23 protein-coding genes and 1 tRNA gene are annotated in these 24175 nt (G+C 69.7%); 15 read left to right on the top strand and 9 right to left on the bottom strand.

What is annotated here, in order from left to right; translation table 11 throughout:
* Nucleotides 1-26 precede the first annotated feature (26 nt).
* From ACHAAJ_RS15265 to purU, 5 genes are read left to right on the top strand one after another with little or no spacing between them, the layout of a single operon-like run.
* Nucleotides 27-1244 (top strand): sarcosine oxidase subunit beta family protein, encoded by a 1218-nt coding sequence (locus ACHAAJ_RS15265; RefSeq protein WP_435729099.1) that lies wholly within the window; start codon nt 27-29, stop codon nt 1242-1244.
* 13 nt (nt 1245-1257) lie between these two features.
* On the top strand, nt 1258-1569 hold the full coding sequence (locus ACHAAJ_RS15260) for a sarcosine oxidase subunit delta (protein ID WP_435729098.1): 312 nt from the start codon (nt 1258-1260) through the stop codon (nt 1567-1569).
* Nucleotides 1566-4481 (top strand): sarcosine oxidase subunit alpha family protein, encoded by a 2916-nt coding sequence (locus tag ACHAAJ_RS15255; RefSeq protein WP_435729097.1) that lies wholly within the window; start codon nt 1566-1568, stop codon nt 4479-4481. The genes ACHAAJ_RS15260 and ACHAAJ_RS15255 overlap by 4 nt, the downstream gene beginning before the upstream one ends.
* Nucleotides 4471-5091 (top strand): sarcosine oxidase subunit gamma, encoded by a 621-nt coding sequence (locus ACHAAJ_RS15250; protein ID WP_435729096.1) that lies wholly within the window; start codon nt 4471-4473, stop codon nt 5089-5091. The genes ACHAAJ_RS15255 and ACHAAJ_RS15250 overlap by 11 nt, the downstream gene beginning before the upstream one ends.
* A gap of 26 nt (nt 5092-5117) precedes the next feature.
* Nucleotides 5118-6014 carry a formyltetrahydrofolate deformylase gene (gene purU, locus ACHAAJ_RS15245; protein ID WP_435729100.1) on the top strand — a complete coding sequence of 299 codons (897 nt, stop codon included), beginning with the start codon at nt 5118-5120 and terminating at the stop codon, nt 6012-6014.
* Nucleotides 6015-6052: 38 nt separating this feature from the next.
* Here purU and ACHAAJ_RS15240 read toward each other — a convergent pair whose 3' ends face one another.
* Entirely contained in the window at nt 6053-7045 is a 993-nt protein-coding gene (locus tag ACHAAJ_RS15240; protein ID WP_435729095.1) for an AraC family transcriptional regulator, read from the bottom strand.
* 241 nt (nt 7046-7286) lie between these two features.
* Here ACHAAJ_RS15240 and ACHAAJ_RS15235 point away from each other — a divergent pair, with 241 nt between their 5' ends.
* The 5 genes from ACHAAJ_RS15235 (at nt 7287) to ACHAAJ_RS15215 (ending at nt 12675) form a co-directional block, all read left to right on the top strand.
* A complete protein-coding gene (locus ACHAAJ_RS15235) occupies nt 7287-8636 on the top strand; it encodes an ABC transporter substrate-binding protein (RefSeq protein ID WP_435729094.1) in 1350 nt (449 codons plus the stop codon).
* A gap of 63 nt (nt 8637-8699) precedes the next feature.
* Nucleotides 8700-9671: a carbohydrate ABC transporter permease gene (locus ACHAAJ_RS15230; protein WP_435729093.1), complete on the top strand. Its 972-nt coding sequence runs from the start codon at nt 8700-8702 to the stop codon at nt 9669-9671.
* Nucleotides 9668-10588 (top strand): carbohydrate ABC transporter permease, encoded by a 921-nt coding sequence (locus ACHAAJ_RS15225; protein WP_435729092.1) that lies wholly within the window; start codon nt 9668-9670, stop codon nt 10586-10588. Before ACHAAJ_RS15230 ends, ACHAAJ_RS15225 begins: the two co-directional genes overlap by 4 nt.
* Before the next feature lie 30 nt (nt 10589-10618).
* Nucleotides 10619-11677: an NAD(P)-dependent alcohol dehydrogenase gene (locus ACHAAJ_RS15220; protein WP_435729091.1), complete on the top strand. Its 1059-nt coding sequence runs from the start codon at nt 10619-10621 to the stop codon at nt 11675-11677.
* Between the two features lie 47 nt (nt 11678-11724).
* Nucleotides 11725-12675, top strand: a complete 951-nt coding sequence (locus tag ACHAAJ_RS15215; RefSeq protein WP_435729090.1) for a carbohydrate kinase family protein — start codon at nt 11725-11727, stop codon at nt 12673-12675.
* Here ACHAAJ_RS15215 and ACHAAJ_RS15210 read toward each other — a convergent pair.
* The gene (locus tag ACHAAJ_RS15210) at nt 12672-13787 is read right to left on the bottom strand and encodes a glycosyltransferase (RefSeq protein WP_435729089.1); all 1116 of its coding nucleotides are present in this window, start codon (nt 13785-13787) and stop codon (nt 12672-12674) included. The genes ACHAAJ_RS15215 and ACHAAJ_RS15210 overlap by 4 nt on opposite strands.
* 84 nt (nt 13788-13871) lie before the next feature.
* On the opposite strand from ACHAAJ_RS15210, the gene ACHAAJ_RS15205 reads away from it, so the two are divergent.
* Nucleotides 13872-14756, top strand: a complete 885-nt coding sequence (locus ACHAAJ_RS15205; protein WP_435729088.1) for a glycosyltransferase family 2 protein — start codon at nt 13872-13874, stop codon at nt 14754-14756.
* Here ACHAAJ_RS15205 and ACHAAJ_RS15200 read toward each other — a convergent pair.
* The 6 genes from ACHAAJ_RS15200 to ACHAAJ_RS15175 all read right to left on the bottom strand — a co-directional run bounded on the left by ACHAAJ_RS15200 (nt 14753) and on the right by ACHAAJ_RS15175 (nt 19472).
* On the bottom strand, nt 14753-15856 hold the full coding sequence (locus ACHAAJ_RS15200) for a glycosyltransferase (protein ID WP_435729087.1): 1104 nt from the start codon (nt 15854-15856) through the stop codon (nt 14753-14755). The two genes, ACHAAJ_RS15205 and ACHAAJ_RS15200, sit on opposite strands and share 4 nt — an antisense overlap.
* An 8-nt stretch (nt 15857-15864) precedes the next feature.
* A complete protein-coding gene (locus tag ACHAAJ_RS15195; RefSeq protein ID WP_435729086.1) occupies nt 15865-17013 on the bottom strand; it encodes a glycosyltransferase in 1149 nt (382 codons plus the stop codon).
* A 38-nt stretch (nt 17014-17051) separates the two neighbouring features.
* The gene (locus tag ACHAAJ_RS15190) at nt 17052-17723 is read right to left on the bottom strand and encodes a hypothetical protein (RefSeq protein WP_435729085.1); all 672 of its coding nucleotides are present in this window, start codon (nt 17721-17723) and stop codon (nt 17052-17054) included.
* An 82-nt stretch (nt 17724-17805) separates the two neighbouring features.
* Nucleotides 17806-18414, bottom strand: coding sequence for a protein-tyrosine phosphatase family protein (locus ACHAAJ_RS15185; protein ID WP_435729084.1), 609 nt, complete (start codon nt 18412-18414; stop codon nt 17806-17808).
* Nucleotides 18411-19064 carry a VWA domain-containing protein gene (locus ACHAAJ_RS15180; protein WP_435729083.1) on the bottom strand — a complete coding sequence of 218 codons (654 nt, stop codon included), beginning with the start codon at nt 19062-19064 and terminating at the stop codon, nt 18411-18413. Before ACHAAJ_RS15180 ends, ACHAAJ_RS15185 begins: the two co-directional genes overlap by 4 nt.
* Nucleotides 19065-19109: 45 nt before the next feature.
* Nucleotides 19110-19472 (bottom strand): hypothetical protein, encoded by a 363-nt coding sequence (locus ACHAAJ_RS15175; protein ID WP_435729082.1) that lies wholly within the window; start codon nt 19470-19472, stop codon nt 19110-19112.
* 147 nt (nt 19473-19619) lie between these two features.
* On the opposite strand from ACHAAJ_RS15175, the gene ACHAAJ_RS15170 reads away from it, so the two are divergent.
* The 4 genes from ACHAAJ_RS15170 to ACHAAJ_RS15155 all read left to right on the top strand — a co-directional run bounded on the left by ACHAAJ_RS15170 (nt 19620) and on the right by ACHAAJ_RS15155 (nt 23522).
* Nucleotides 19620-20852: an NAD(P)/FAD-dependent oxidoreductase gene (locus ACHAAJ_RS15170; protein ID WP_435729081.1), complete on the top strand. Its 1233-nt coding sequence runs from the start codon at nt 19620-19622 to the stop codon at nt 20850-20852.
* A gap of 106 nt (nt 20853-20958) precedes the next feature.
* The gene (locus ACHAAJ_RS15165) at nt 20959-22203 is read left to right on the top strand and encodes an MFS transporter (RefSeq protein WP_435729080.1); all 1245 of its coding nucleotides are present in this window, start codon (nt 20959-20961) and stop codon (nt 22201-22203) included.
* A 95-nt stretch (nt 22204-22298) separates the two neighbouring features.
* A tRNA-Ala gene (locus tag ACHAAJ_RS15160) sits at nt 22299-22371 on the top strand.
* A 251-nt stretch (nt 22372-22622) separates the two neighbouring features.
* Entirely contained in the window at nt 22623-23522 is a 900-nt protein-coding gene (locus ACHAAJ_RS15155) for a formate/nitrite transporter family protein (RefSeq protein WP_435729079.1), read from the top strand.
* A 21-nt stretch (nt 23523-23543) separates the two neighbouring features.
* Here the strand turns inward: ACHAAJ_RS15155 and ACHAAJ_RS15150 are convergent, their stop codons facing one another.
* Nucleotides 23544-23963, bottom strand: coding sequence for a hypothetical protein (locus ACHAAJ_RS15150; RefSeq protein ID WP_435729078.1), 420 nt, complete (start codon nt 23961-23963; stop codon nt 23544-23546).
* Nucleotides 23964-24175 lie beyond the last annotated feature (212 nt).

Here is a 24175-nt window from a genome sequence, read left to right as displayed (position 1 = left end):
TTCGACCCAGATTGGAGCATAAGACCATGGCAGACCTTCTCCCGGAGCACCCGGAATTCCTCTGGCACAACGCCGACCCCAAGCCGTCCTACGACGCCATCATCGTCGGCGGCGGCGGGCACGGCCTCGCCACCGCCTACTACCTGGCGAAGGACCACGGCATGACGAACATCGCCGTGATCGAACGCGGGTGGCTCGCCGGCGGCAACATGGCCCGCAACACCACGATCATCCGCTCGAACTACCTGTGGGACGCCAGCGCGGGGATCTACGAGCACTCCCTCAAGCTCTGGGAGCAGCTCCCCGAGGAGCTCGAGTACGACTTCCTGTTCTCCCAGCGCGGAGTCATGAACCTCGCGCACACCCTCGGCGACGTCCGCGAGAGCGTGCGCCGGGTCAACGCCAACAAGCTCAACGGGGTCGACGCCGAGTGGATCAGCCCGGAGCAGGTGAAGGAGCTCTGCCCGATCATCAACATCGGGGACGACATCCGCTACCCGGTCATGGGCGCCACCTACCAGCCCCGTGCCGGCATCGCCAAGCACGACCACGTGGCCTGGGCCTTCGCCCGCAAGTGCGACGAGATGGGCGTGGACATCATCCAGAACTGCGAGGTCACCGGCTTCATCAAGGACGGCGACCGCGTGGTCGGCGTCGAGACCAACCGGGGCCGCATCAACGCGGGCAAGGTTGCCCTCTGCGGTGCCGGGCACTCCTCGGTCCTCGCGGAAATGGCCGGCTTCAAGCTGCCGATCCAGTCCCACCCGCTGCAGGCCCTGGTGTCCGAGCTCCACGAGCCGGTCCACCCGACCGTTGTCATGTCCAACCACGTCCACGTCTACGTCTCGCAGGCGCACAAGGGCGAACTGGTCATGGGCGCGGGCGTGGACAGCTACACCGGCTACGGCCAGCGCGGCGGGTTCCACGTGATCGAGGACCAGATGGCGGCCGCCGTCGAGCTGTTCCCGATCTTCGCCCGGGCCCACGTGCTCCGGACGTGGGGCGGCATCGTGGACGTCACGATGGACGCTTCGCCGATCGTGTCCAAGACCCCGGTGGACCAGCTCTACGTCAACTGCGGCTGGGGCACCGGCGGCTTCAAGGGCACGCCCGGCGCGGGTTTCACGTTCGCCCACACCATCGCGACCGACGAACCGCACCCGCTCAACGAACCCTTTGCGCTGGACCGCTTCGAAAGCGGCCGCCTGATCGACGAACATGGCGCCGCCGCCGTGGCCCACTAGGAAGGACCCGAACATGCTGCTCATCGAATGCCCCTGGTGCGGGCCCCGCAACGAGACCGAATACCACTACGGCGGACAGGCGCACGTCGCCTACCCGGAGAACCCGGAGGAGCTCAGTGACAAGGAATGGTCCGAGTACCTCTTCTACCGCGAGAACCCCAAGGGACTCTTCGCGGAACGCTGGGTCCACTCGGTCGGATGCCGCAAGTGGTTCAACGCCGTCCGCGACACCGTCACCTACGAATTCGCCGCCGTCTACAAGCCCGGCGAGCCCCGCCCGGACCTCCGGGCCGCCGCCAACAACAGCAAGGAAGGAACGAAATGAGCACCACGGCACAGACCCGGCGGCTCGACGCGTCCAGCGCGCCGCACGCGCGCATCGACCGCGCATCGACGCTCACGTTCACGGTCGACGGCGAGAAGCTCACCGGCCACCCCGGGGACACGGTCGCCTCCGCCATGCTGGCCTCCGGACGCGTCGCCTGCGGGCCGTCGCTGTACCTGGGCCGTCCGCGCGGGATCATGTCCGCCGGCGTCGAGGAATCGAACGCCCTGATCAAGGTCCGTTCGCGCTATGCGGGCCACGTCGACGAATCGATGCTGGCCGCCCCCGTCGTCGAACTCACGGACGGCATGGACATCAGCCTGCTCAAGGGCCTGGGCCAGCTGGACCCGCGCACGGACGAGGCCATCTACGACCGCAAGTACGTCCACGCGGACGTCCTCGTCGTCGGCGCCGGGCCCGCCGGGCTGGCGGCCGCCCGCGACGCCGCGGCGTCCGGGGCCCGCGTGGTCCTGCTCGACGAGCAGCCGGAGGCCGGCGGCTCGCTGCTGTCCTCCTCGGAGGAGACCATCGACGGAAAGCCGGCCCTGGAGTGGATCGCCGAGACGCGCGCGTTCCTCGACTCCGCGGCCGAGGTCACCTACCTTCCACGCACGACGGCGTTCGGCAGCTACGACTCGAACTACATCGTCGCGGTCCAGCGCCGCACCGACCACCTCGGCGGCTACGCCGGGACCGGCGTGTCCCGCGAGCGCATCTGGCACGTCCGCGCGGCCCAGGTGGTCCTGGCCACCGGCGCGCACGAGCGGCCTCTTGTGTTCGGGAACAACGACCGCCCGGGCATCATGCTGGCCTCCGCCGTGCGCAGCTACCTCAACCGGTATGCCGTCGCCGTGGGCGGCAACATCGCCGTCGCCACCACCAACGACTCCGCCTACGCGTTGGTGAGGGACCTGCACCGCAACGGCATCCGCGTCGCCGCGGTCGTCGACGCCCGCGCCGAACTGACGGCGGCTGCCGCCGAAGTCCAGACGCTCGGCATCCGGGTCCTGACCTCCTCGGCCGTCGTGGAAACGACGGCGGACGACGCCGGACGCGTCTGCGGCATCACGGTCGTCGGAATCGACGCGGCCGGCGAGCCCGCCGGGGCGACGGAGGAGATCGACGCCGACACGCTGGCCGTCTCCGGCGGCTGGAACCCCGTGGTCCACCTGCACTCGCAGCGCGAGCGCCGGCTGGGCTGGGACGACGCGCTGTCCGCGTTCGTGCCGGGAAAGCCGGTGCAGAACCAGCACACGGCGGGCGCCGTCAACGGACGCCTGGACCTGGCCACCGCCCTTTCCGAGGGTGCCACCGCCGGTGCCGCCGCCGCGACGGCCGCGGGTTTCGCGATCGAACCGACCATCGCCACGGCCCCGGCCGAGGAGATCGCCCCGACGCGCCCGCTGTGGCTGGTGGCCGGCCCGGGAACCCCGGACGCCGACTACCGGAGCCACTTCGTGGACTTCCAGCGCGACCAGACCGTGGCGGACGTGCTGCGCTCCACCGGCGCCGGAATGCGCAGCGTGGAGCACGTGAAGCGCTACACGTCGATCAGCACCGCCAACGACCAGGGCAAGACCTCCGGCGTTAACGCGATCGGCGTCATCGCCGCCGCGCTGGGCACCGAGGACATCGCGGAAATCGGCACCACCGCGTTCCGCGCACCCTACACGCCCGTCGCGTTCGCGGCCCTGGCCGGCCGCCAGCGCGGGGAGCTCTTCGACCCGGCCCGGCTGACGTCCATCCACCCCTGGCATGTCCAGCGCGGCGCCCTGTTCGAGGACGTCGGGCAGTGGAAGCGTCCCTGGTACTACCCGCAGGCCGGCGAGGACATGGACGCGGCCGTGCTGCGCGAATGCGCCGCCGTCCGCGACTCCGTGGGCTTCATGGACGCCACCACGCTCGGCAAGATCGAGATCCGCGGCAAGGACGCCGGCGAGTTCCTGAACCGGATCTACACCAACGCGTTCAAGAAGCTCAAGCCGGGGCTCGCGCGCTACGGCCTGATGTGCACCCCGGACGGCATGATCTTCGACGACGGCGTGACGTTGCGCCTGGACGAGGACCGGTACCTGATGACCACCACCACGGGCGGCGCCGCCAAGGTGCTGGACTGGCTGGAGGAATGGCTGCAGACCGAGTGGCCGGACCTGGACGTGGTGTGCACATCGGTGACCGAACAGTATGCGACCATCGCCGTCGTCGGGCCGAAGTCCCGTGCCGTGCTCGCGAAGGTGGCGCCGGAACTGGACCTGGACGCGGAGGCTTTCCCGTTCATGGCGTTCCGCGAGACCACCCTGGCCTCCGGGATCCCGGCACGGGTCTGCCGCATCTCTTTCTCGGGCGAGCTCGCGTACGAGATCAACGTGTCCTCCTGGTACGGACTGAACGTGTGGGAGGACGTGGCCGCGGCCGGCGCGGAATTCGACATCACCCCCTACGGCACGGAGACCATGCACGTCCTCCGCGCGGAGAAGGGCTTCATCATCGTCGGCCAGGACACGGACGGCACGGTGACCCCGCAGGACGCGTCGATGGAATGGGTGGTCTCCAAGGTCAAGGACTTCGTCGGCAAGCGGTCGTTCTCGCGGGAGGACACCCGGCGCGAGGACCGCAACCACCTGGTCAGCCTGCTTCCCGTGGACCGGTCCTTCCGGCTCCCCGAGGGCGCCCAGCTGGTCCGGGAGGGCACGCCGATCACGCCCGAGAAGGGGCAGGTGCCGATGGAGGGCTACGTGACCTCCAGCTACCACTCCGCGGCGCTCGGCCGCAGCTTCGCGCTTGCGCTCATCAAGAACGGGCGCAACCGCATCGGCGAGACCCTGCAGGCGCCCCTGGACGGCCGCCTCGTCGACGTCGTCGTCTCCGAAACCGTACTTTTCGATCCCGAAGGGAGCCGTCGTGACGGCTGAACAGCTCATGACCAACACCTCCACCCTGCGCCGCAGTCCGCTGGAGCACCTCGCCCCCGGTTTTCCGGACCACGACGTCGAGGGCGGGCGCGGCGTGACCCTGCGCGAGGACGCGTTCGCCACGATGGTCGGCATCCGCGCCGTTCCGGGGACCGGCGCGCACGATTCGCTGGCCGCGGCCACCGGGGTCGGGCTGCCTGCCGGACCGGGCGAGGTGGCCGGGGATCCGGACGGCACCGCCGTGCTCTGGCAGGGGCCGGACGAGTTCCTGCTGGTGGCTCCGGACGGCACGGAGATCCTGCAGGAGCTCGTCGAGGCGCTGGGCGAGGAGCCCGGATCCGTCGTCGACCTCTCGGCCAACCGGACCATCCTCCGGCTCGAGGGTCCGAGCGCCCGGCTGGCGCTGGAAAAGGGCTGCCCGGCGGACCTGCACCCGCGTGTGTTCGCCCCGGGAACCGCCCTCTCCACGACACTGGGGCCGGTCCCGCTGTTCCTCTGGAAGACCGGCGAGGCGTCCTACCTCCTGCTGCCGCGGGCGTCCTTCGCGGACTACGTCGCGCGCTGGCTGCTGGACGCAATGGTGGAGTACTCCGCGCCGGAGGTACGGTAGTGGCGCCAGCTACCGGCGTCGAGACGATGACCGCAACGGAGGCCCGATCGAAAATGGAACCGAGCAAGAACGACGTCGAGCATGTCCTCACCCTGCACTGTCCCGAGCGTCCGGGAATCGTGCACGCAGTGTCCGGCTTCCTGTTGGACCAGGGCCGGGACATCGTGGAGCTCAAGCAGTTCGGGGACCGCCAGGCGGGGCACTTCTTCATGCGGGTGGACGTCGCCGGACCGGACGCCGCGGACCTGACGGAGTCGATGCGGGCGGCGTTCGCACCGATTGCCGAAGAGTTCAACTTGGAGTGGCGCCTGGAGCCGCTGGGCACCAAGCGCCGGGTACTGATCATGGTCTCGAAGTTCGGGCACTGCCTCAACGACCTGCTCTACCGCTCGCGCATGGGTGAGCTGCCCATCGACATCGTCGCGGTGGTCTCCAACCACCCGGACCACCGGGACCTGGTCGAATGGCACCACATCCCGTTCTTCCACGTGCCCGTCACTCCGGAGACCAAGCCGGCCGCAGAGGCGAAGCTCCTGGACCTGATGGACGACTTCGACGTGGAGCTGGTGGTGCTGGCGCGCTACATGCAGGTGCTCAGCGACGAACTCAGCCGCAAGCTCACCGGCCGGACCATCAACATCCACCACTCGTTCCTGCCCAGCTTCAAGGGGGCGAAGCCCTATCACCAGGCGTTCGCGCGCGGAGTCAAGACGGTCGGCGCCACGGCGCACTATGTCAACAGCGAGCTGGACGAGGGCCCGATCATCTCCCAGCAGACGGTCGACGTCGACCACACGTTCTCCCCGGGGGACCTCGTCGCCGCCGGTCGCGACACCGAGTGCAAGGCCCTGTCCAACGCGGTGAAGTGGCACTGCGAGGGGCGGGTGTTCCTCCACGACAAGCGGACGATCGTCCTGCGCTAGGACTGGAAGCGGGGCTGGGACCGGGACCGGAACCAGAATTACGCCGGAGGGGCCGCGCCGGTGGCGCGGTCCCTCCGGTATGCGCGCGGAGTGACGCCCGCTTCCCGGAGGAAGTGCCGGTTGAAGTTGGACAGGTTCGCGAATCCGACGCGGTGGCAGATGGTGGAGATCGGCTTGTCCGTGGTTTCGAGTAGGCGCTTGGCGTGGGCGAGCCGGAGCTTCCGCACGAGGTCGCTGAAGTTCTGGCCCGTGGCGCGCTTGAAGTACTTTGAGAACGTGGGTTCCGCCATCCCCACCAAGGCCGCCGCCCCGGCCATCGTGACGGTGCCCGCGTGGTTGTTGAAGACGTACTCGAGAACGATGTCGACGACGGCGGCGCCCTGGCCGTCCAGTTGCGGCCTGAACCATTCGTCCGCGAGATAGCGGCGGTCCTCCCGGGGCGACCCGGCCAGGACGGAGAACAGCCGGAGCAGGTGGTGGAGCCGTTCCAGGCCGTCGGACGCGCCCAGGGCCTCGATGGCCGCGGCGGCCTCCGCCGCCGTCGGCCCGAGGAACTGGATGCCGCGGGCGGACTCGTCCAAGAGCAGGCGCACCTCCGACATCTCCGGCATGACGGCGGAACACTGCCGAACCCATTTGCCGTCGAACTGGATGACGGCGTCCCGCTTCTCCAGCAGCTGACCCGGCTCCAGGTCGCTGACCCAATCGTGGGGTAGGCCCGATCCGATCAGCGACACGTGGCCGGCCTCGAACGTGCCGATGTGGTCGCCCACGATGAATTTCCCGGTGCCCTTCCGGATGAGATGGACCTCGTATTCCGGATGGTAGTTCCAGCGCGCGAGCGGGCTGGGATAGTCGTGCTCGTGCCACCGGAAGGACTGGTTGGGATCCGCCGGAATGACCTCCCGGTTGGCGCGGATGCCCAGGAGGCGTTCCGCCAGCCGGGCCGCGGCGCTCTCGGCCACGCCGCCGGGCGCGTCACCGGCCATGTCGTTGCCGCGCACGTAACCCTCCGACCTGTCGCGAGTCATGCATATTGGACGGGTAAACCCCGCGGTTCCCCAGAGTAACCGTTCCCGCGCGCAGCCGCTCGGAAAATTCGTATCGGAATTCGGCAAGCCAGGCGCTAGTTGTGCAGCGGGTCACACGCGGAGAATTGAGCTACCGAGCGAGGCCCCCGATGTCCGGTGCCGGCCCCGTTTTCCGCACCGGTCCCGACGAACTCGTCGGCGTTCCGAAGTTGTGCAACCCACGAGTACAAAGGAGTCCTTAATGCGCCCGAAAACACGAGCGGTATCGATGGCCGCGGGGGCCTTGTGCCTGAGTCTGGCCGCCACGGCCTGCGCCGGGGCCGGCGGCGGGTCGTCCGCGGGCGATGCCGCGAGCATCAACGTCCTCATGGTCAACAACCCGCAGATGGAGGACCTGCAGCGGCTGACCGCTGCGAACTTCACCCAGGAGACCGGGATCAAGGTCAACTACACGGTGCTTCCGGAGAACGATGTCCGGGCCAAGATCAGCCAGGAGTTCTCCAGCCAGGCGGGCCAGTACGACGTCGCGTCGCTGTCGAACTACGAGATCCCGTTCTACTCGGCGAACGGCTGGCTCGCGCCGCTGGACGCGGTGGCCGCGGATGGGGCCTTCGACCAGGACGACATTCTCCCGGCATACACGGCTTCCCTGACCGGCGAGGACGGCAAGCTCTACGGAGAACCGTTCTACGGCGAGTCGTCCTTCCTGATGTACCGGAAGGACGTCTTCGAGGCCAAGGGCCTGACCATGCCGGACAAACCCACGTGGGACGAGGTGGCCGAGCTCTCCGCCGAGGTCGACGGCGCGGAGCCGGGCATGCGGGGTATTTGCCTGCGCGGCCAGCCGGGCTGGGGACAGGTCTTCGCCCCGCTGACGACCGTGGTTAACACGTTCGGCGGCACCTGGTTCGACAAGGACTGGAACGCGCAGGTCGACTCTCCGGAGTTCGTGGAGGCGACGAAGTTCTACACGGAGCTGGTCCGGGAACACGGGCCGGCGGGCGCCGCGCAGGCGGGCTTCACCGAATGCCTCAACAACATGACCCAGGGCAAGGTGGCCATGTGGTACGACGCGACGTCTGCCGCCGGGGTGATGGAGGCCGATGATTCCCCGGTCAAGGGGAAGATCGGCTACGCGCAGGCACCGGTCAAGGAGACGGATTCCTCCGGTTGGCTGTGGACCTGGTCGTGGGGCGTGCAGGCGGCGTCCAAGAAGCAGGACGCGGCGGGCCAGTTCATCGCGTGGGCGAGCTCGAAGGACTACGAGGAGCTCGTCGCCGAGGAGCTCGGCTGGGCGAGGGTCCCCTCGGGCAAGCGGATCTCGACGTACGAAAACGCCGACTTCCAGGCGGCCGCGCCGTTCTTCGAGGCCGAACGCACGGCGATCGAGAACGCGGACCCGACGAACCCCGGGGCGCAGGAGCGTCCGGCGATCGGCATCCAATTCGTCGGGATCCCCGAGTTCGCGGACCTGGGCACCACGGTGTCCCAGGGGGTGAGTTCCGCGATCGCGGGACAGGGCACCGTTGAGGACGCGCTGGCCAAGGGCCAGCAGGCGGCCCAGGAAATCGGCGACAAGTACAACAAGTAACACCCACACCAACAGGTTCCGTGGCCCGCCCGGCGGCGGGCCACGGAACCGCAGGAGAGTCCCATGACCACCACCACGCAGCGCACGGCGTCCACACCCGGACCCAGCGTCCCCCGAAACCCCAAGAACGCGAAATCGCGCCAGCGGGCCCTGGCCTGGGCGCGGCGCGCCCCGCTGCTGCCGGCGCTGATCTTCCTCATCGTCGTCACCCAGCTTCCCTTCGCGGCGACCCTCGTCATCTCCTTCCTGGACTGGAACAGCCTGCGCCCGGACGAGACCGGCTTTGCCGGGTTCGGGAACTACGCCCAGGTGCTCACGGACCCGGATCTCCGCCAGTCGATCCTGACGACCATCGTGCTCACCGTCTCGGTCGTGCTCTCCAGCCTGCTGATCGGGCTGGGCCTGGCGCTGCTGTTGGACAAGAAGTTCATCGGCCGCGGCCTGGCACGAACGCTGCTGATCGCACCCTTCCTGGTGGTGCCCGTCGCCGCCGCCCTGATCTGGAAGCACGCCCTGCTGAACCCGACGTACGGGTTGATCAACGGCACCCTGACCTGGATCTGGTCGCTCTTCGGCAGCGACGCCCCGCCCCAGCCGGACCTGCTGTCCCAAGCGCCGCTGATGGCGGTCATCGTGTCCCTGGTCTGGCAATGGACCCCATTCATGATGCTCATCCTGCTCGCGGGCCTGCAGTCCCGTCCCATGGACACCGTCGAGGCCGCCCAGATGGACGGGGCCAGCGGGTGGGCCATCTTCCGCCACCTCACCCTGCCGCACCTGCGCCAGTACCTGGAACTGGGCGGACTTCTCGGGGCGATCTACATCGTGCAGAACTTCGACGCGGTCTTCACCCTCACCTCCGGCGGACTGGGCACGGCCAACCTGCCCTACTCCATCTACCAGACGTTCTACTTCGCCAACGAGTACGGCCTTGCCTCGGCCGCCGGCGTCGTGGTCGTCATCGGCACCATCATCGTGGCGATCTTCGCGCTGCGCACCGTATTCTCACTCTTCAAGAAGGAGGACGCGCGATGAGCATCCTCGCTCCCGCCGCGCCCCGCAACACGCCCCCCGGTCCCACGGCACTGAACACCGAAACCCGACGCCGGCGCGGCAAGTCCCGGATGGACCCCACCCGCAACAACACCGCCGCCGGCATCGCGGCCTGGCTCATGGCGCTGCTCTTCGCCACCCCCGTGATCTGGATGATCCTGACCTCCTTCCACTCCGAAACCGACGCGGCGACCAACCCGCCCTCGATCGCGGCGGGACTGACCCTGGACGCGTACAGGGAGTTCTTCGGGGCCAGCTCCGGCATCAGTCCCTGGCCGCCGCTGATCAACTCCGCCACGGCGTCCATCCTCTCCACGATACTGGTGCTGCTCCTGGCCATTCCGGCCGCCTATGCCCTGTCCATCAAGCCGGTGAGGAAGTGGACCGATGTGATGTTCTTCTTCCTCTCCACCAAGATGCTTCCCGTCGTCGCCGGGATCCTGCCGCTGTTCCTCTTCGCCAAGACCGCCGGCGTCCTGGACAACGTGTGGTTCCTGATCCTGGTGTACACCGCCATGAACCTGCCGATCGCCGTCTGGATGATGCGCTCGTTCCTCGCCGAGGTCCCCGTGGAAATGCTCGAGGCCGCGCAAATCGACGGCGCCGGCCTCCTGCTGACCCTGCGCAAGGTCGTCGCCCCGGTCGCGATGCCGGGGATCGCGGCCACGGCGCTGATCTGCTTCATCTTCAGCTGGAACGAACTCCTCCTGGCCCGCGTGCTCACCGGCGTCATGGCCGGCACCGCCCCCGTGTTCCTCACCGGATTCGTCTCCAGCCAGGGACTGTTCCTCGCGAAGGTCTGCGCGGCCGCCGTCGTCATTTCCCTGCCTGTGCTCTTCGCAGGCTTCGCCGCACAGGACAAACTTGTTCAAGGACTTTCGCTCGGCGCCGTGAAGTAGCCGACCCCCCGATTAAAAGGAGTACCCGGAATGACTACAGCAACCCCGCTGGCCCACCGACACGGCGACGAACTGCCCACCACCATGCGGGCATCCGTCCTCCGGCGCGAGGGGGAGATGGCGATGGAAACCGTCGACATTCCCGTGCTCGACGCCGACCAGGTCCTGGTGCGCGTGGCGGCCGTCGGCGTCTGCGGCAGCGACGTCCACTACTACGAGCACGGGCGGATCGGGGACTACGTCGTGGACCATCCGCTGATCCTCGGCCACGAACTGTCCGGCCGGATCGCCGCCGTCGGCAGCGCCGTGGATCCGGACCGCATCGGCCAGCGGATTGCTGTCGAACCCCAGCGACCCTGCCGCAAGTGCGTCCAATGCCGGGCCGGCCGCTACAACCTCTGCCCGGACATCGAGTTCTACGCCACGCCCCCGGTCGACGGCGCCTTCGCCGAATACGTCGCCATCCAGGAGGACTTCGCCTACGATATTCCCGATAGCGTCAGCGACGAGGCCGCGGCACTGATCGAACCGCTGTCCGTGGGGCTCTGGGCCTGCGAACGCGCCGGGATCCGCCCCGGAAGCCGGGTCCTGATCGCCGGCGCCGGGCCGATCGGCATCATCGCCGCCCAGGCGGCGCGCGCGTTCGGCGCGGCCGAGGTCCACATCTCCGACATCGCCGAGGACCGGTTGGAGTTCGCGCTCCGGCACGGCGCGACGCACGCGGTCGACGCCCGTCGGGACAGCACGGAGGGGCTGGACGTCGACGCCTTCATCGACGCCTCGGGATCCCCGCAGGCCGTCCGGTCCGGCATCCGGGCCGTCGCCCCCGCGGGGCGCGTCATCCTGGTCGGCCTGGGCGCGGACGACGTCGAGCTGCCCGTCTCGTTCATCCAGAACCGCGAGATCTGGCTCTCCGGCGTCTTCCGCTACACCAACACCTGGCCGCTTGCCATCCAACTGGTCGCGGACGGCAAGGTGGACCTGGACGTCCTCGTCACCGGGAGATTTTCGCTGGCGGATTCCGAGGACGCGCTGAAGGCGGGCCGCCAGCCCGGGCAGATGAAGGCCGTCGTATACCCGGGCCGCTGAGGCCGCCTAGTATGGACAACCATGCACGAGCACGCGAGGACATCCAGATGACGGAACAATCAAGTGGCGCCCGGATCACGGTGGTCGGCGAATCTCTGGTGGACATCATCCACGATCCGCGCGTCAGTGGCGGCGCGGACGAAACCCATCCGGGCGGCAGCCCGATGAACGTGGCGGTCGGCTGCGCCCGCCTGGGCCTGGACACGAGCCTGGTGACGCACTTCGCCGACGATCCGCACGGGCGGATGATCGCCGGGCACCTGGCCGCGAACGACGTCGTGGCCATCGTCGACGACGCACCGCCGACTTCCAGCGCGCTCGCCACGCTGGACCGCACCGGCGCGGCGCAGTACACGTTCACGCTCGGCTGGGACCTCGCGGACGCGGCCGACGCGGCGCTGGCGGCCGTGGCCGGATCGCTGCACGTGCACACGGGATCCATCGCCACCGTGCTGGCGCCGGGCAGCGACATGGTGTTTCGGCTGGTCGAGGCCGCGCGGGAGCACGCGACGGTCAGCTTCGACCCGAACTGCCGGCCGGCCATCAGCCCGGACGCGGACGAGGTCCGCCGGCAGACGGAGGGCTTCGTTGCCGCCAGCGACATCGTCAAGGCCAGCGACGAGGACCTGCGTTGGCTGTATCCGGACCGGACCCTGGACGATTCCATGGAGGCGTGGCTGGACCTCGGGCCGGCGCTCGTGGCGTTGACCCGCGGAGCCGACGGGCCCGTTCTGCTCTCGCGGTCGGGACGTGTGGATTTGCCGGGCGAGTCCATCACGGTGGCGGACACCGTGGGCGCCGGCGACTCCTTCATGGCGGGGCTGATCTCCGGCCTCGCGCAGCTGGATGCCCTGGGAGCGGACGGAAGGGAACGGCTGCGCGCCCTCGACCGGGACAGCCTGCGCACCCTGGCCGCCTACGCGAACAGGGCCGCTGCCATCACCTGCTCCCGCCGCGGCGCGAACCCGCCGCGGACGGCCGAACTGGGTTCGATCTAGGCGAGCACCGAGGCCAGGGCCGCCGCGTAGATTTCCGCGTGCTCCTCGGCCAGACGGAGGCGCTCCGCCCGCCGTTCCGCCACGGTCGGCGCGGGCCAAGTGCGGCTCCGGTAGAGGCTCTCCACGGCGTTGGCGAGCGATGCCGCATCCAGATGGCCGGCGTCGTGCGCGTATTCGACCACCGAAGGGTGCTGGCCGCGGTAGTGGCCGCAGCTCGGGGCGATGACCGAGGTCCCCACGTCGCGGCACGCCTCCAGCCAGCCGGAATGGGTTCCGAACCGGTACGGCAGCACGGAGACGTCCAGGGACGCGAGGTAGGCGAAGAACGCGGTCTCGTCGTAGTAGTCGTGGGCGTCCAGCACCCAGCGCCCGGCGTCGTGCCCGCCGCGCAGCAGCCGCGCCGGTTGGGGCCGGTAGTCCTTCGACTCCGGATCCAGGAGATCCCGGTGGATGTTGACGACGAGTTCGGAGTGGGGGAGCGCGCCCACCGCGTCCGCCAGCGGCTCGACGATCCCCGGGTCCATGTTCTGGCGAATGCTCTTCAGGTGCACACCGACGCGGAACGGGTGCTCGGCGGTCGGCGGCGCCGCGTCCCCGGCCGACCGGCGTCGTCCGGCCTGCAAGGCCGCCATGGTCGGGAAATCCACGACGTGCGGGTGCGGGAGCACGGCGGCCTCCACGCCCCAGCGCGCACGGATTTCCGACGCCGCGCCCTCGGTCAGGGTGATGACCCGATCGGCCGCGGGCATCAGGATGTCCAAGTGCGCCTCGTGGGCGCGGGGATCCTCGTGGTGCGGGTTGCGCAGGTCGTGGGCGGTGTAGACCAGGGGCTTGGAGCGCCGGCGGAGTTCGTCGACGAGCGCCCGCAGATCGTCCGGGGAGATGGCGTCGAACCCGAAGTGGATGTGCATGAGGTCGAACTCGGCATGGTGCTCGGCCACCCAGTCCGCGGAGAGCATCACGGGCGGCCACCAGAGGGACTGCGTGAATTTCCCGCCGCCCGCCGGGTCCGGATCCGGCAACCGCCACACCCGCGGCCCGCGGTCCGCGTCCGGTGCCTCGAGATGCCGAATGTACACCTGGCTGTGCGGAATCGACGCCACCCGGATCATTCCACCTGACTCCTCGCCAACCATCTGTCTCCCTTCAATGCGCAGTTAGGCTACCGAGAGTAGGACACCGAAAGGGGAACGAACATGGATAGGGACGTGGCCGCGCCGGACGTCTCGCTGCTCGTGATCGTCCGGGGGCGCGCGGAGCACCTGCGCAGGCTGGTCGACGGGACGAACCGGGCCGAGCCGAAGCCGCGGGAGATCGTCGTCGTCCACATGGGCGAGCCGGAGACGGAGGGCCTCGAGTCGGACATCGCGGTCCGGCGGTTCCGTCTCGAGGTGCCCGACGGCGGAACGCTGCCGCTGGCGGCCGCCCGCAACCTGGCCGCACGCGAGGCCACCGGCGGGTTCCTGGTTTTCCTCGACGTCGACTGCATTCCCGCGCGCGGCATGTTCGGCGAGCTGATGCGCGACGCCGAGTCCGTCGGCGGGATCGCCATGGCCACCCCGCGGTACCTCCGAGGGCCGCTGGCCCCGGACGAGCCCGTCGACGATGCGCTCCTGCATGGCGCCTCCGTGCCCCACCACACCCGCGCCGCCCTCGGGACCGCCGGCGCGGCGCAGGCCTCCACGCGGTACGAGATGTTCTGGACGCTCGGCTTTGCGGTGGCCGCCGGCGATTTCCGGCGGATCGGCGGATTCGACGAGTCGTTCGCCGGCTACGGCGCCGAGGACACCGACTTCGCTTTCACCGCCCGGCGCCTGGGCGTCCCGCTCGCGTTCTCCCGCGCCACCATCTACCACCAGCACCACGGATCGCACTGGCCGCCGTTGAACCACTTCGCCGACATCGTGGCCAACGCCGGCGCGTTCCGGGACAAGTGGGGGACCTGGCCGATGGAGGGTTGGCTGGACGCCTTCGCCCAATTGGGGCTGGTGGAGTGGACCCCGTCCGCGACCTCGATCCGCGCGCTGCGCCGCCCGACGGACGATGAGGTCGCTGCCGCGGCCCACGAGGGCGCCTACTAGGGGGACGAGGGCTGGGAAACCGCGCGCCGGAGCAGAACGTCGAGACTTTCGCGGAAGGCGTCGCGGTGCGTGAAGAGCGCGTCCGCGAGCCCGCTCCCCGGACCACGCGCGAGCCGGTCGAGAAGCGCCTCCCAGTCGTCGACCGCATCCCACGTGGGGACGCTGACCGTGCCGGGAATCCCCGCGAGTCGGCCGGCAAACGCGGTCTGCTCGCCAAACGGCCGCTCCTCCGGCACGACGACGGTGGGGCGCCCGGCCGCCGCGGCGGCGGCGATCGCGTTGTGGCCGGCCGAGGTGACGACGACATCGGCCCCGGCCAGCAGCGCGCCGGGGTCCGCGACGACACCCAGGACCTCCAGGTTGTCCGGCGGATCCACCCCTGAGCCATCGTCCCGTTCGGCCTTCGCGTCGGCCAGCCGCCCGGCCACCTGCCAGTCCCACCCGGGCGCCGCCCGGGCGGCCCACTCGATCCCCGCGAGGTCCACGCCCCCGCCGAGGCTGGTTTGCACCACCACCCGGCGCCTGGGTCCGGCGCCGTCCGGAGCCTTGCCGCGAAGCCCGGCGGCATGCGGCGCCAGCATTCCGAGGTAGTCGCTCTTGCCGCCGTGCAGGGTCAGGTGCGCGGGATCCTCCAGCGCGGAAGGGAAGTACGCGACGAGCCGCGCGGCGACACCGTACGCCGTCCGGTGCGCGGCGTCGGTGCGGTCCCCGGGCATGCGGCGGTACACCACGGGATAACCGGAGAGCCGTGCGAAGACGGCGGCCTCGACGGACACGTCCACCAGCACGGCGTCGGCGCCGAACTCGGCCCACGCCCGGGAGAGCCCCGCGAAGCGCCGGCGGATGGCCGGATGGTCGGGGGCGTAGTGGAAGCCGTCGGCGGCAGCGTGGCGGAGGGGAGCGCCGTCGTCTCCCACGTCCGGCTCGAGCGGAACATACTCGGTGGGCCCGGGCAACAGGTTCGCGTCCCGGGGGCCGGTGCTCGTCACCAGGAGATCCACGAGGTCCAGCGAGGCGATGTTCTGGGCGTGGCGCAGATGCCCCGTCCCGTGGTGGTGGGCGTAGTACGCAAGCCGGAGCCGACGTCGTCCGCCGGACACGGCCCTGCTCAATGTCCACCCGCCGGTTCGTCGGCCGTTTCGCCGGCCCGTGGTTGCCGCGCCGCGCTCCCCATGCCCACCAACTGGTGCATCAAGGCTTCGTAGTGCTCGGCCATGGTCTCGACGGAGAACCTCCGCGCGGACTCGGCGACGTCGTCGTGCGACAGTCCGCGCGCCGAGGCGATGGCCGCAGCCAGCGAGGCGGCGTCGCTGCGGGCGGCCACGAATCCCGCGCCGGGGGCGATGATCTCGGCCATGGCGCCCGCGGGGAGGGCCGCGACCGGGGTGCCGCAGGCGAGCGCCTCCACGACGTTCAGTCCGAACGGCTCGTCCCACAGCGGCGAGGCGACAAACACCTCCGAGCCGGACACCAGTTGGCGAAGCTCCGCGTGGTCCAGGTGTCCCGCGTAGCGGACGGAGGCTCCCAGCTCCGGTTCGATGAGCACGGAGAAGTATTCGGGGTCGTGGATCGGGCCGGCCAGCACCAATTCCATGCCGGCGAGGCGCGCCGCCTCGATCGCCACGTGGGTGCCTTTTTCCGGCGTGATGCGGCCCGTCCAGACGGCTTGGCCGGTCCGCCGCGCGGGGCCGGCGGTCCACTGGCGCAGCGGGATTCCGTTGTGGACGACCCCGAGAGCGGGCAGGTGCGGACGCCAGCCGCGGGCGTTGGTCTCCGAGACGCTGACGTAGGCGTGGCGGGGGTCGGGTTCCCATTCCGTGCCGCCGAAGACGTCGACAATCCGGGGCAGCGGCGGCGTGTGGAAGACGTGGAGCGTCGGGACGCCCCGCAGCTCCCGGTGCGGGACCGGGCTGAGGGAATTGTTCAGGACCACATCGAACCCCTGGCGAGCGGCGCGGACCGCGGAGCGCATCGCCCCGTCCAGAACCCTGTGCTGCCGGTCCCGCGACACGCTGTCCGGATAGCCGTTGACGCGGAATCGCCCGTCCAGGACCGCCACCTGCCGGCACGCGACGTGGCTGCCCTCCTTCGCGAAGAGAACGACGTCGTGGCCGCGGTCGGCGAGCGCGGCCACCGCCTGCGCGGTGTGGGCCTCGAGGCCGCCGGCGAACGGGGAGGCGACCGCGTGGTGCAGGTGTGCCAGAACGGCGATCCGGAGCCCGGGCTTTCGGTGTGGGGTGTGGTGGCGTCGCGTCATGTCCGCATCATGGCAGATCCGGAGCGTGATCCCGAGGGTTAGGGACGCCAGAACGTGGCGATGGCCGGACGGATCGCCGAATGGACGTGCGGGCCGTCCCGGCAGATGCCCGACCACAGCAGGTACGCCTCCACCACCAGCGGTATGGCCGGGTGGTCGCCGGACCGGTGTGCCGGATACGCGTCCTCCGAGGCCAGCGCCCGGTCGCCGCGGTCCGGCACCGTGAGCGGCGGACGCGTTTCGGCGGCGGACGGATCGCGGCCGTCGGCGTCCTGCCGTCCCGCGTAGCCGGGGAGGGCGATATCCAGCGTCGTGAAGGTGGCACCGTCGGGGCTGGCCGCCACCGCCGCGACGTAGTCCACGTCGTCGTCGTGCCGCACCCACCGGCGCCGCGCCGACGGTGGGACGACGACGAAGCCCCCTCCGCCGACGTCGTGCAGCATGTGCCGGACCGAGCCGGGACGCTCCAGGAGATCCAGCTCGTCCTCGAGCGCGGCACGCTCCTCGGGGGTGGGCGTCCGGCCCAACAGCTCGTCGTGGGCCAGCACGTGCTGCTCCGTCCAGGCGATGAAGTGCGCCGTCGGATCGTCCGCCAACGCCTCGCCGGCCAGCAGTTCCGCCCAACTGACCAGGGCATCCGCGAACCCCGGATCGCGGCCGGGCCCGGCGGGGTGGCCGTACCCCATCGCCTTGGTGAACCCCGGGTCCATGGTGTCCTCGCTGTTGCCGTGGCGCCGCTCCGCGCGGGAGGGCGGCGGCCCGGACGGGCCGTTACCTGCGACGATATCCCGCTCAGGCGGGCAGGTGCGCGTCGTCGATCCGGTGCTGGCGCATGGCCCGCTGGATGAACCCGACCCGGCTGGGGGTCATCGTGACCTCGATGTGCGCCTCGAGCGCCTTCAGTTCACGGCGCCACTTCCGCGCCGGTTCCCCGCGCCGGATGCGCCTTGCGGCGTGCGCGGCCAGCGCGTCCACGGCGTAGGCGACGAACGCCTGCGGGCGGGCTTCGCGGATGGCCTCGAAGGCCTCGACCGTTCCGAACCCGCGGTCCAACAGGATCGCGTACCCCATCGACGGGCCCCGGTTGATGCCCATGTGGCAGTGCGCCAGGACCTTTCCGCCCTCCCGGCGGGAGGCCCGGGCCACGCGGACGCCGGCGTCGAACAGGGCGGCGTCCACCGTGTGGCCGGCGCGGTCGTCGGTTCCCAGCCAGTGGTAGCCGATGCCGAACTGCGGCCACACGTCGGAGTCGTCGGCCTCGCTGCGCATGTCCAGGATGTGGGTGACGCCGGAGTCGACGATGTCCGCGGCCTGCAACGCGGCCCGGGTCGGCGAGTGCGCCAGGTCACCGCCGACCGCGAGGTCGGCGGCGACCCAGCTGATGTTGGCGCGGATGCTCACTTTCCGGATTTCCGGCGCTCGTCCGGTGAGAACACGCTGGCGGTGCGTACGGCGTCGACGGACTCCCCGCGGCGGCCCATCCGGCGGGCTCGGGAGGTCATCTGGCTGTAGGCGGACATCGCGACGTCGACGGTTTCGCTGGTGAAGGTCAGGGACCGGTCCGCCGAGATGCCGAGTCCGGTGCCGACCTCCACGGCGTCCTGGTTGGACCCCAGATAGGAGACGATCCAGCCGGACTCCTTCTCCACCGCGTTGACCAGCTTGCGGATGCCGGGGCGGTCGAACTCCACCGACGCGTTCTCGTGCCCGTCGGTCATGATGCCGAAGTGCACCTGACCCGGGCGCTCCGCCGCCGGGAGCTCGGCGATGCGGGCCTTCGTGGTGGCCACGGTTCGCGCCATGGCGTCCAGCAGGGCCGTGGCGCCCCGCGGCTCCAGGACCAGCGGCGGCACGTCGGCGATCGGCCGATCGACGTAGACCGCGTCGAACTCCGTGTCGAACTGATACAGCGAAACGTTGCAGCGCCCCGGCTCGGCGCGCTGGCCTTCGACCATGGCGGCGAACCCGCCGACGATGTCCGGCTTGATGGACTGCATGGAACCGGAGCGGTCCAGCAGGAAAACCATGAGTGTGAGCTCCTTGTCCGGCATGGCGTGCTCCCTTGCGTTCGTGGTGCGTCGGATGGGGGTGGTGGTTCAGGTGGCGCGGCGGCGCTTGAAGGTCATCTTGGGTTCGGGGGCGGGCCGGCCGAGCTCCGAGTCGTAGCGGGCACGTTCCACCGATGTGCTCCCGACCTTGCCGTCCGGGTCCGAGTAGCCGCCCAGCGTCTCGGTGCGGGCGAGCCGCGGGGGAACCGCGTTGGGGGAGAGCCCCGCCCGCAGCGCCACCGAGCGAAGCGACGCCCCTTCCAGGGCCGCTTCGGCCATGGCGTCGTTGAGGACATCGTCCAGCAGTTCGCGCACCTCGCCGAGGCGCTCCACGGCTTCCATCGAGTCCTCGGGGAGGTCGCGCAGCAGGTCCGCTGCCCGGGCGACGTCGTTGCGGATTTTTTTGTGCATAAACCAAGTATGCGCAGTTTCTGCGTATTTGTCCAGAGTGCACGCGTGCGCTTTTTGACGCCTACCTTGACCGGCCCCCGGACCGGGTCCAAGCTGGGCATCAGTGGTCCGCCGTCGCGGTGGGCCGTGTCCCGGGAGGAGCACGCCATGTCGGAACGGGCACAGAGCGGATCGACCGGTGGTGGCGGCGTGGTCGTCATCGGCGCTGGGCTCGCCGCCGCGCACGTCGTCGGCACGCTTCGCGAGGAGGGGTACGACGCCGACATCATCCTGGTGGGCGACGAGCCGGCCGCCCCGTATGAAAGGCCGCCGCTGTCCAAGGGCTACCTCCAGGGCAAGGACGAGCGCTCCAAGGCCTTCGTGCACGACGAATCCTGGTACGCCGAGCACGGCGTGACGCTGCTCCTGGGCGAGACCGCGGACGCCATCGACCGCCGCAACGCCACCGTGTCCCTGTCCTCCGGCGACGGAGTTCCGTATTCCACCCTGGTGCTGGCGACGGGCGCTTCGCCGCGCAGGCTGCCGCTTCCCGGGGCGGACCTCGAGGGCGTCCTCACCTTGCGTCGGCTCGAGGATTCGGAGGCGCTGCGGCACGCCTTTGCCGCCGGCGGCCGGTTGGCGATCGTCGGCGCCGGCTGGATCGGGCTGGAGGTGGCCGCGTCGGCGCGCGGGGCGGGCATGGACGTCGTTGTCGTCGCCCCGGACGCGGTTCCGCTTCAGGCCGCACTCGGCAGGGAGATGGGGGAGCACTTCGCCGCCCTGCACCGGCGCAACGGCGTCGACTTGAGGTTGGACACCCGCGTGATGGGAATCCTCGAACGCGACGGGCGCGCGGCCGGCCTGGCGACCGATGCGGGCGACGTTCCGGCCGATGTCGTACTGGTGGCCGTCGGGGCGGTCCCCAACACGGCGCTCGCCGAGGGCGCCGGACTGGCGGTCGACAACGGGGTCGTCGTCGACTCGCGGCTCCGGACGGAGGACCCGGCGATCCTCGCCGTGGGCGACGTCGCCAACGCCCGGCACGCGACGCTGGGACCGCTCCGCGTGGAGCACTGGGACAACGCGATCCGGCAGGGCAAGCTCGCGGCGCAGACGATCCTCGGCCGGGACAGCGCGTACGACTGGCTGCCCTATTTCTTCACGGACCAGTACGACGTCGGCATGGAATACGTCGGGCGCGCCGGCCGCGATGCCGAGGTGGTGGTCCGCGGGGACGCGTCGAAAGAGGAGTTCATCACGTTCTGGATCGAGGGCGGCACGGTCACGGCGGCCATGAACGTCAACATCTGGGACGTCGGCGACGCTTTGCGCGCCGTGGTGGGCCGCAGCGTCCCTTCCGGGCGACTCCGGGACCCGGCGGTGCCGTTGGGGGAGCTGTAGGACGAGGGCGGGGAATGAAACGGGTTCCGTAGACTGTTCTGGGTTCGTCAGCGTAGCCGCACCTCCGTCCCGCGCGCCCTACGCACCACCCCCAGACAGGATCCGAATGACCCCCTCTGCCCGCTCCACACTTCCACGCGGCACGCGGCTCGAAGGCCGCGCGCTGCTGCTGGCCGTCCTGGCGCTCGCCATGGGCGGCTTCGGCATCGGCACCACGGAGTTCGCCATCATGGGCCTGCTGCAGGAGGGTGCGGCCGATCTGGGCGTGACGAACCCGGACATGGGACTGATGATCTCCGCGTACGCCATCGGCGTGGTGGTCGGCGCCCCGGTCATCACCGCCATCGGCGCGCGCGTGCCCCGCAAGACGATGGTCCTGTGGCTGATGGCGTTCTTCACGCTCGCCAACGTCTCCTCGGTCGTGGCCCCGAACTACGAGTGGATGCTGTTCACCCGCTTCCTCTCCGGGCTGCCGCACGGCGCGTATTTCGGGATCGCCGCGATCCTGGCGGGTTCGCTGGTCCCGGCCACCATGCGCGGCCGCGCCATCGCCTGGGTCATGTTGGGACTGTCGGTGGCCAACGTCCTGGGCGTGCCCGCGGTGACATGGATGGGCCAGCAGCTCGGCTGGCGGTGGATGTTCGGCGTTGTGGGGATCGTCGGCGCCCTGACCTGGATCAGCATCAAGACCTTCGTGCCGTTCAACCCGGCGCACGCCGAGGCCAGCATCCGCCGCGAGCTCAGCGCCCTGCGCAGCGGCCAGGTCTGGCTGGCGATGCTCGTCGGCGTCGTGGGGTTCGGCGGGTTCTTCGCGGTCTACTCGTACATCAGCCCCACGCTCACGGACGTCACGGGCCTGCCGATCGGATCCGTTCCGCTGGTCCTGGGACTCTACGGCGTGGGCATGGTGATCGGAAACCTCCTGGGCGGGCGGCTGGCGGACTGGTCCGTGCGCGGCAGCATCTACATCGCGACGGGCGCCATGGTGGTGTTCATGACGACGTTCGGGCTGGTCTCTCCCTACCCGGTCCCGGCACTGATCATGGTGTTCATCCTCGGCGGCACCGGCTCCATTCTGGTGCCCGGACTGCAGGCGCTGCTGATGGATTCCGCGCCGCGGGCGCAGTCCCTGGCCGCCTCGTTGAACCACTCGGCGCTGAACGTGGCGAACGCGCTCGGCGCCGCGCTGGGGGCAGTGGTCATCGGCCTCGGCTTCGGGTACCAGGCGCCCGCGTTCGTCGGCGCGGGGCTGGCACTGTTGGGACTCCTCCTGGCGCTCGCGGCCGGGCATGGGGCACGACGCCGGTCCGCCTCCACGCCGTCGGACGCGGTCGACGCTCCCGTTGCCTAGCGCCGGGCCGTTCTCCGATTGGCGCGGCACGGCTCCGGTGCTGTAGATTATTGATTCGGCTCGGGCACCGGTTTCCGGTGTGGGGCCGCCTCCGCGGGGGTATGGCGCAGTTGGTAGCGCGTCTGCATGGCATGCAGAAGGTCAGGGGTTCGAATCCCCTTACCTCCACCGCAGAAATGGGTTTTCCGGTTCGCAAGAACCGGGAAGCCCATTTCTTTTTGCCCTGGCGTAGGCGTAGGTCGACGGGCGGATGGCGACCGGTGGTGCCGCGAGGCCCGCGTTCGGGACGCGGGCCGGCGCCGTCGTCGTACTCTCCCAGCGTGCCTCTCACCACCGTCGGCCCAAAGCGTGCGCCAAACGTAACGCGCCGGGGCTCCCAGGACACGTGGCCGAAACGCCGGACGAATACTGTCTTCCCCATGCCGCCAATGCGGACCGAAGAAGAAGCCCTAGCCCGGAGCGTGCCCATGTCCTATGTGAAACCCAGTGATCTGATCACGGCGATGATCGACGCCGGCGAGTCGAAGATCTTCATGTCCACGAGGGACACCGTGGTGCGCGCGTCCATGGCCGGCGCGCTGCTCTCCCTGGCGGCCGCGTTCGCCGTCACCGTGAGTGTGACCACGGGCATTCCGCTGGCGGGGGCGATCCTCTTCCCGGTCGGTTTCATCCTGCTGTACCTGCTCGGCTACGACCTGCTGACCGGCGTCTTCGTCCTGACGCCGCTGGCCTGGCTGGACAGGCGGCCCGGCGTGACGGTGCGCGGCATCCTCCGCAACTGGGGCCTGGTGTTCGTCGGGAACTTCATCGGCGCGTTCACCGTGGCGGTCCTCATGGCGATTGTCGTGACCTATGGCTTTGCCATTCCGCCGAACGAGGTAGGCGTTGCCATCAGCCACATCGGCGAGGGGCGCACGCTCGGCTACGCGGAGCACGGGGCGTCCGGGATGTTGACGCTGTTCGTGCGCGGAATGCTGTGCAACTGGATGGTGTCCATCGGCGTGGCCGGCGCGATGATCGCGAAGGACGTGCCCGGGAAGGTGATCGTCATGTGGATGCCGATCATGCTGTTCTTTTTCATGGGCTTCGAACACTCGATCGTCAACATGTTCCTGTTCCCGTCGGGGTTGCTGCTTGGCGGCGAGTTCACGATCATGGATTATCTGGTCTGGAACGAGATCCCCACGGTGCTCGGCAACCTCGTCGGTGGCCTGTTGTTCACGGCGCTGCCGCTCTACGTCACCCACGCGCGGACCAAGGCGCCGACCAACGCGGGCGCCGAGACCGCCGACGTCGCCGGAGCCGGAATGCGGCGCTAGCGGTCCGCGCTCGGCGCGTCGTTAGAGCAGGTCCGGATCCGCGCCCATGCCAGGCAGCGCCGAGATCCAGTCGGCGACGGGAACGACGCTGTCCATATCCGGTTTGTCGCCCGGCACCGCGAAGAAAGCCATGTTGCGCAGTTGTTCTTCATTGAAAAGCCCGCGCACGTGCTTCGAGACGTCGTTTTCCCCCACCAGAACGACGGCGGTGGGCCGCGCCATCGCTACGTCCCGGGCGAGGGCGGCGCCGTGTAGGCGTCCCAGCGTCACGGGGGAGACCAGCACCATTGCCTGCGCGCGGACAATCTCGTGAGGCGAGGCCTCGGCGACGGGGGTCTGCTGCGCCCGGCGACCGAGCGAATGCAGCCGGTCTGCCAGGAGCTGTGCACAATAGCGGGTCGGTCCATGGTGCCGGTGGAACACGATCGCGGTCATCGACATGGCACCAGAGTAGACCTGTGAGCGCTAAAGGGCAGTGGCGCGGACCGTTGGGCTCGGCCTTCGTGACTCGTCCTCCACGGGTGCCGGTATGGGAATCTTTTCCCCGTTCGAAGGTTTGTTCCCATTTTGTCGGTGGTGGTCGGTAGCGTGGAGTCATGTCCAAGGAACAGCAACCGACGCCGGTGCCGGACCCCCAGCGGGGTACCAGGCCG

Origin of the sequence: Arthrobacter arnarulunnguaqae (assembly GCF_051262515.1) — a bacterium.
Lineage (GTDB): Bacteria > Actinomycetota > Actinomycetes > Actinomycetales > Micrococcaceae > Arthrobacter_N.
Note: the sequence above shows the minus strand (reverse complement) of the source record. Positions and strands in the feature narration are given on the sequence as shown.

What these genes read in the sequence shown, in the direction of transcription:
- ACHAAJ_RS15175 (WP_435729082.1), bottom strand. Translation starts at nt 19,472, where the DNA reads ATGCACAAAAAAATCCGCAACGACGTCGCCCGGGCAGCGGACCTGCTG.
- ACHAAJ_RS15255 (WP_435729097.1), top strand. Translation starts at nt 1,566, where the DNA reads ATGAGCACCACGGCACAGACCCGGCGGCTCGACGCGTCCAGCGCGCCG.
- ACHAAJ_RS15165 (WP_435729080.1), top strand. Translation starts at nt 20,959, where the DNA reads ATGACCCCCTCTGCCCGCTCCACACTTCCACGCGGCACGCGGCTCGAA.
- ACHAAJ_RS15230 (WP_435729093.1), top strand. Translation starts at nt 8,700, where the DNA reads ATGACCACCACCACGCAGCGCACGGCGTCCACACCCGGACCCAGCGTC.
- ACHAAJ_RS15150 (WP_435729078.1), bottom strand. Translation starts at nt 23,963, where the DNA reads ATGTCGATGACCGCGATCGTGTTCCACCGGCACCATGGACCGACCCGC.
- purU (WP_435729100.1), top strand. Translation starts at nt 5,118, where the DNA reads ATGACCGCAACGGAGGCCCGATCGAAAATGGAACCGAGCAAGAACGAC.
- ACHAAJ_RS15195 (WP_435729086.1), bottom strand. Translation starts at nt 17,013, where the DNA reads ATGACGCGACGCCACCACACCCCACACCGAAAGCCCGGGCTCCGGATC.
- ACHAAJ_RS15240 (WP_435729095.1), bottom strand. Translation starts at nt 7,045, where the DNA reads ATGACTCGCGACAGGTCGGAGGGTTACGTGCGCGGCAACGACATGGCC.
- ACHAAJ_RS15265 (WP_435729099.1), top strand. Translation starts at nt 27, where the DNA reads ATGGCAGACCTTCTCCCGGAGCACCCGGAATTCCTCTGGCACAACGCC.
- ACHAAJ_RS15215 (WP_435729090.1), top strand. Translation starts at nt 11,725, where the DNA reads ATGACGGAACAATCAAGTGGCGCCCGGATCACGGTGGTCGGCGAATCT.
- ACHAAJ_RS15190 (WP_435729085.1), bottom strand. Translation starts at nt 17,723, where the DNA reads ATGGACCCGGGGTTCACCAAGGCGATGGGGTACGGCCACCCCGCCGGG.
- ACHAAJ_RS15220 (WP_435729091.1), top strand. Translation starts at nt 10,619, where the DNA reads ATGACTACAGCAACCCCGCTGGCCCACCGACACGGCGACGAACTGCCC.
- ACHAAJ_RS15260 (WP_435729098.1), top strand. Translation starts at nt 1,258, where the DNA reads ATGCTGCTCATCGAATGCCCCTGGTGCGGGCCCCGCAACGAGACCGAA.
- ACHAAJ_RS15155 (WP_435729079.1), top strand. Translation starts at nt 22,623, where the DNA reads ATGCCGCCAATGCGGACCGAAGAAGAAGCCCTAGCCCGGAGCGTGCCC.
- ACHAAJ_RS15180 (WP_435729083.1), bottom strand. Translation starts at nt 19,064, where the DNA reads ATGCCGGACAAGGAGCTCACACTCATGGTTTTCCTGCTGGACCGCTCC.
- ACHAAJ_RS15210 (WP_435729089.1), bottom strand. Translation starts at nt 13,787, where the DNA reads ATGATCCGGGTGGCGTCGATTCCGCACAGCCAGGTGTACATTCGGCAT.
- ACHAAJ_RS15225 (WP_435729092.1), top strand. Translation starts at nt 9,668, where the DNA reads ATGAGCATCCTCGCTCCCGCCGCGCCCCGCAACACGCCCCCCGGTCCC.
- ACHAAJ_RS15235 (WP_435729094.1), top strand. Translation starts at nt 7,287, where the DNA reads ATGCGCCCGAAAACACGAGCGGTATCGATGGCCGCGGGGGCCTTGTGC.
- ACHAAJ_RS15170 (WP_435729081.1), top strand. Translation starts at nt 19,620, where the DNA reads ATGTCGGAACGGGCACAGAGCGGATCGACCGGTGGTGGCGGCGTGGTC.
- ACHAAJ_RS15205 (WP_435729088.1), top strand. Translation starts at nt 13,872, where the DNA reads ATGGATAGGGACGTGGCCGCGCCGGACGTCTCGCTGCTCGTGATCGTC.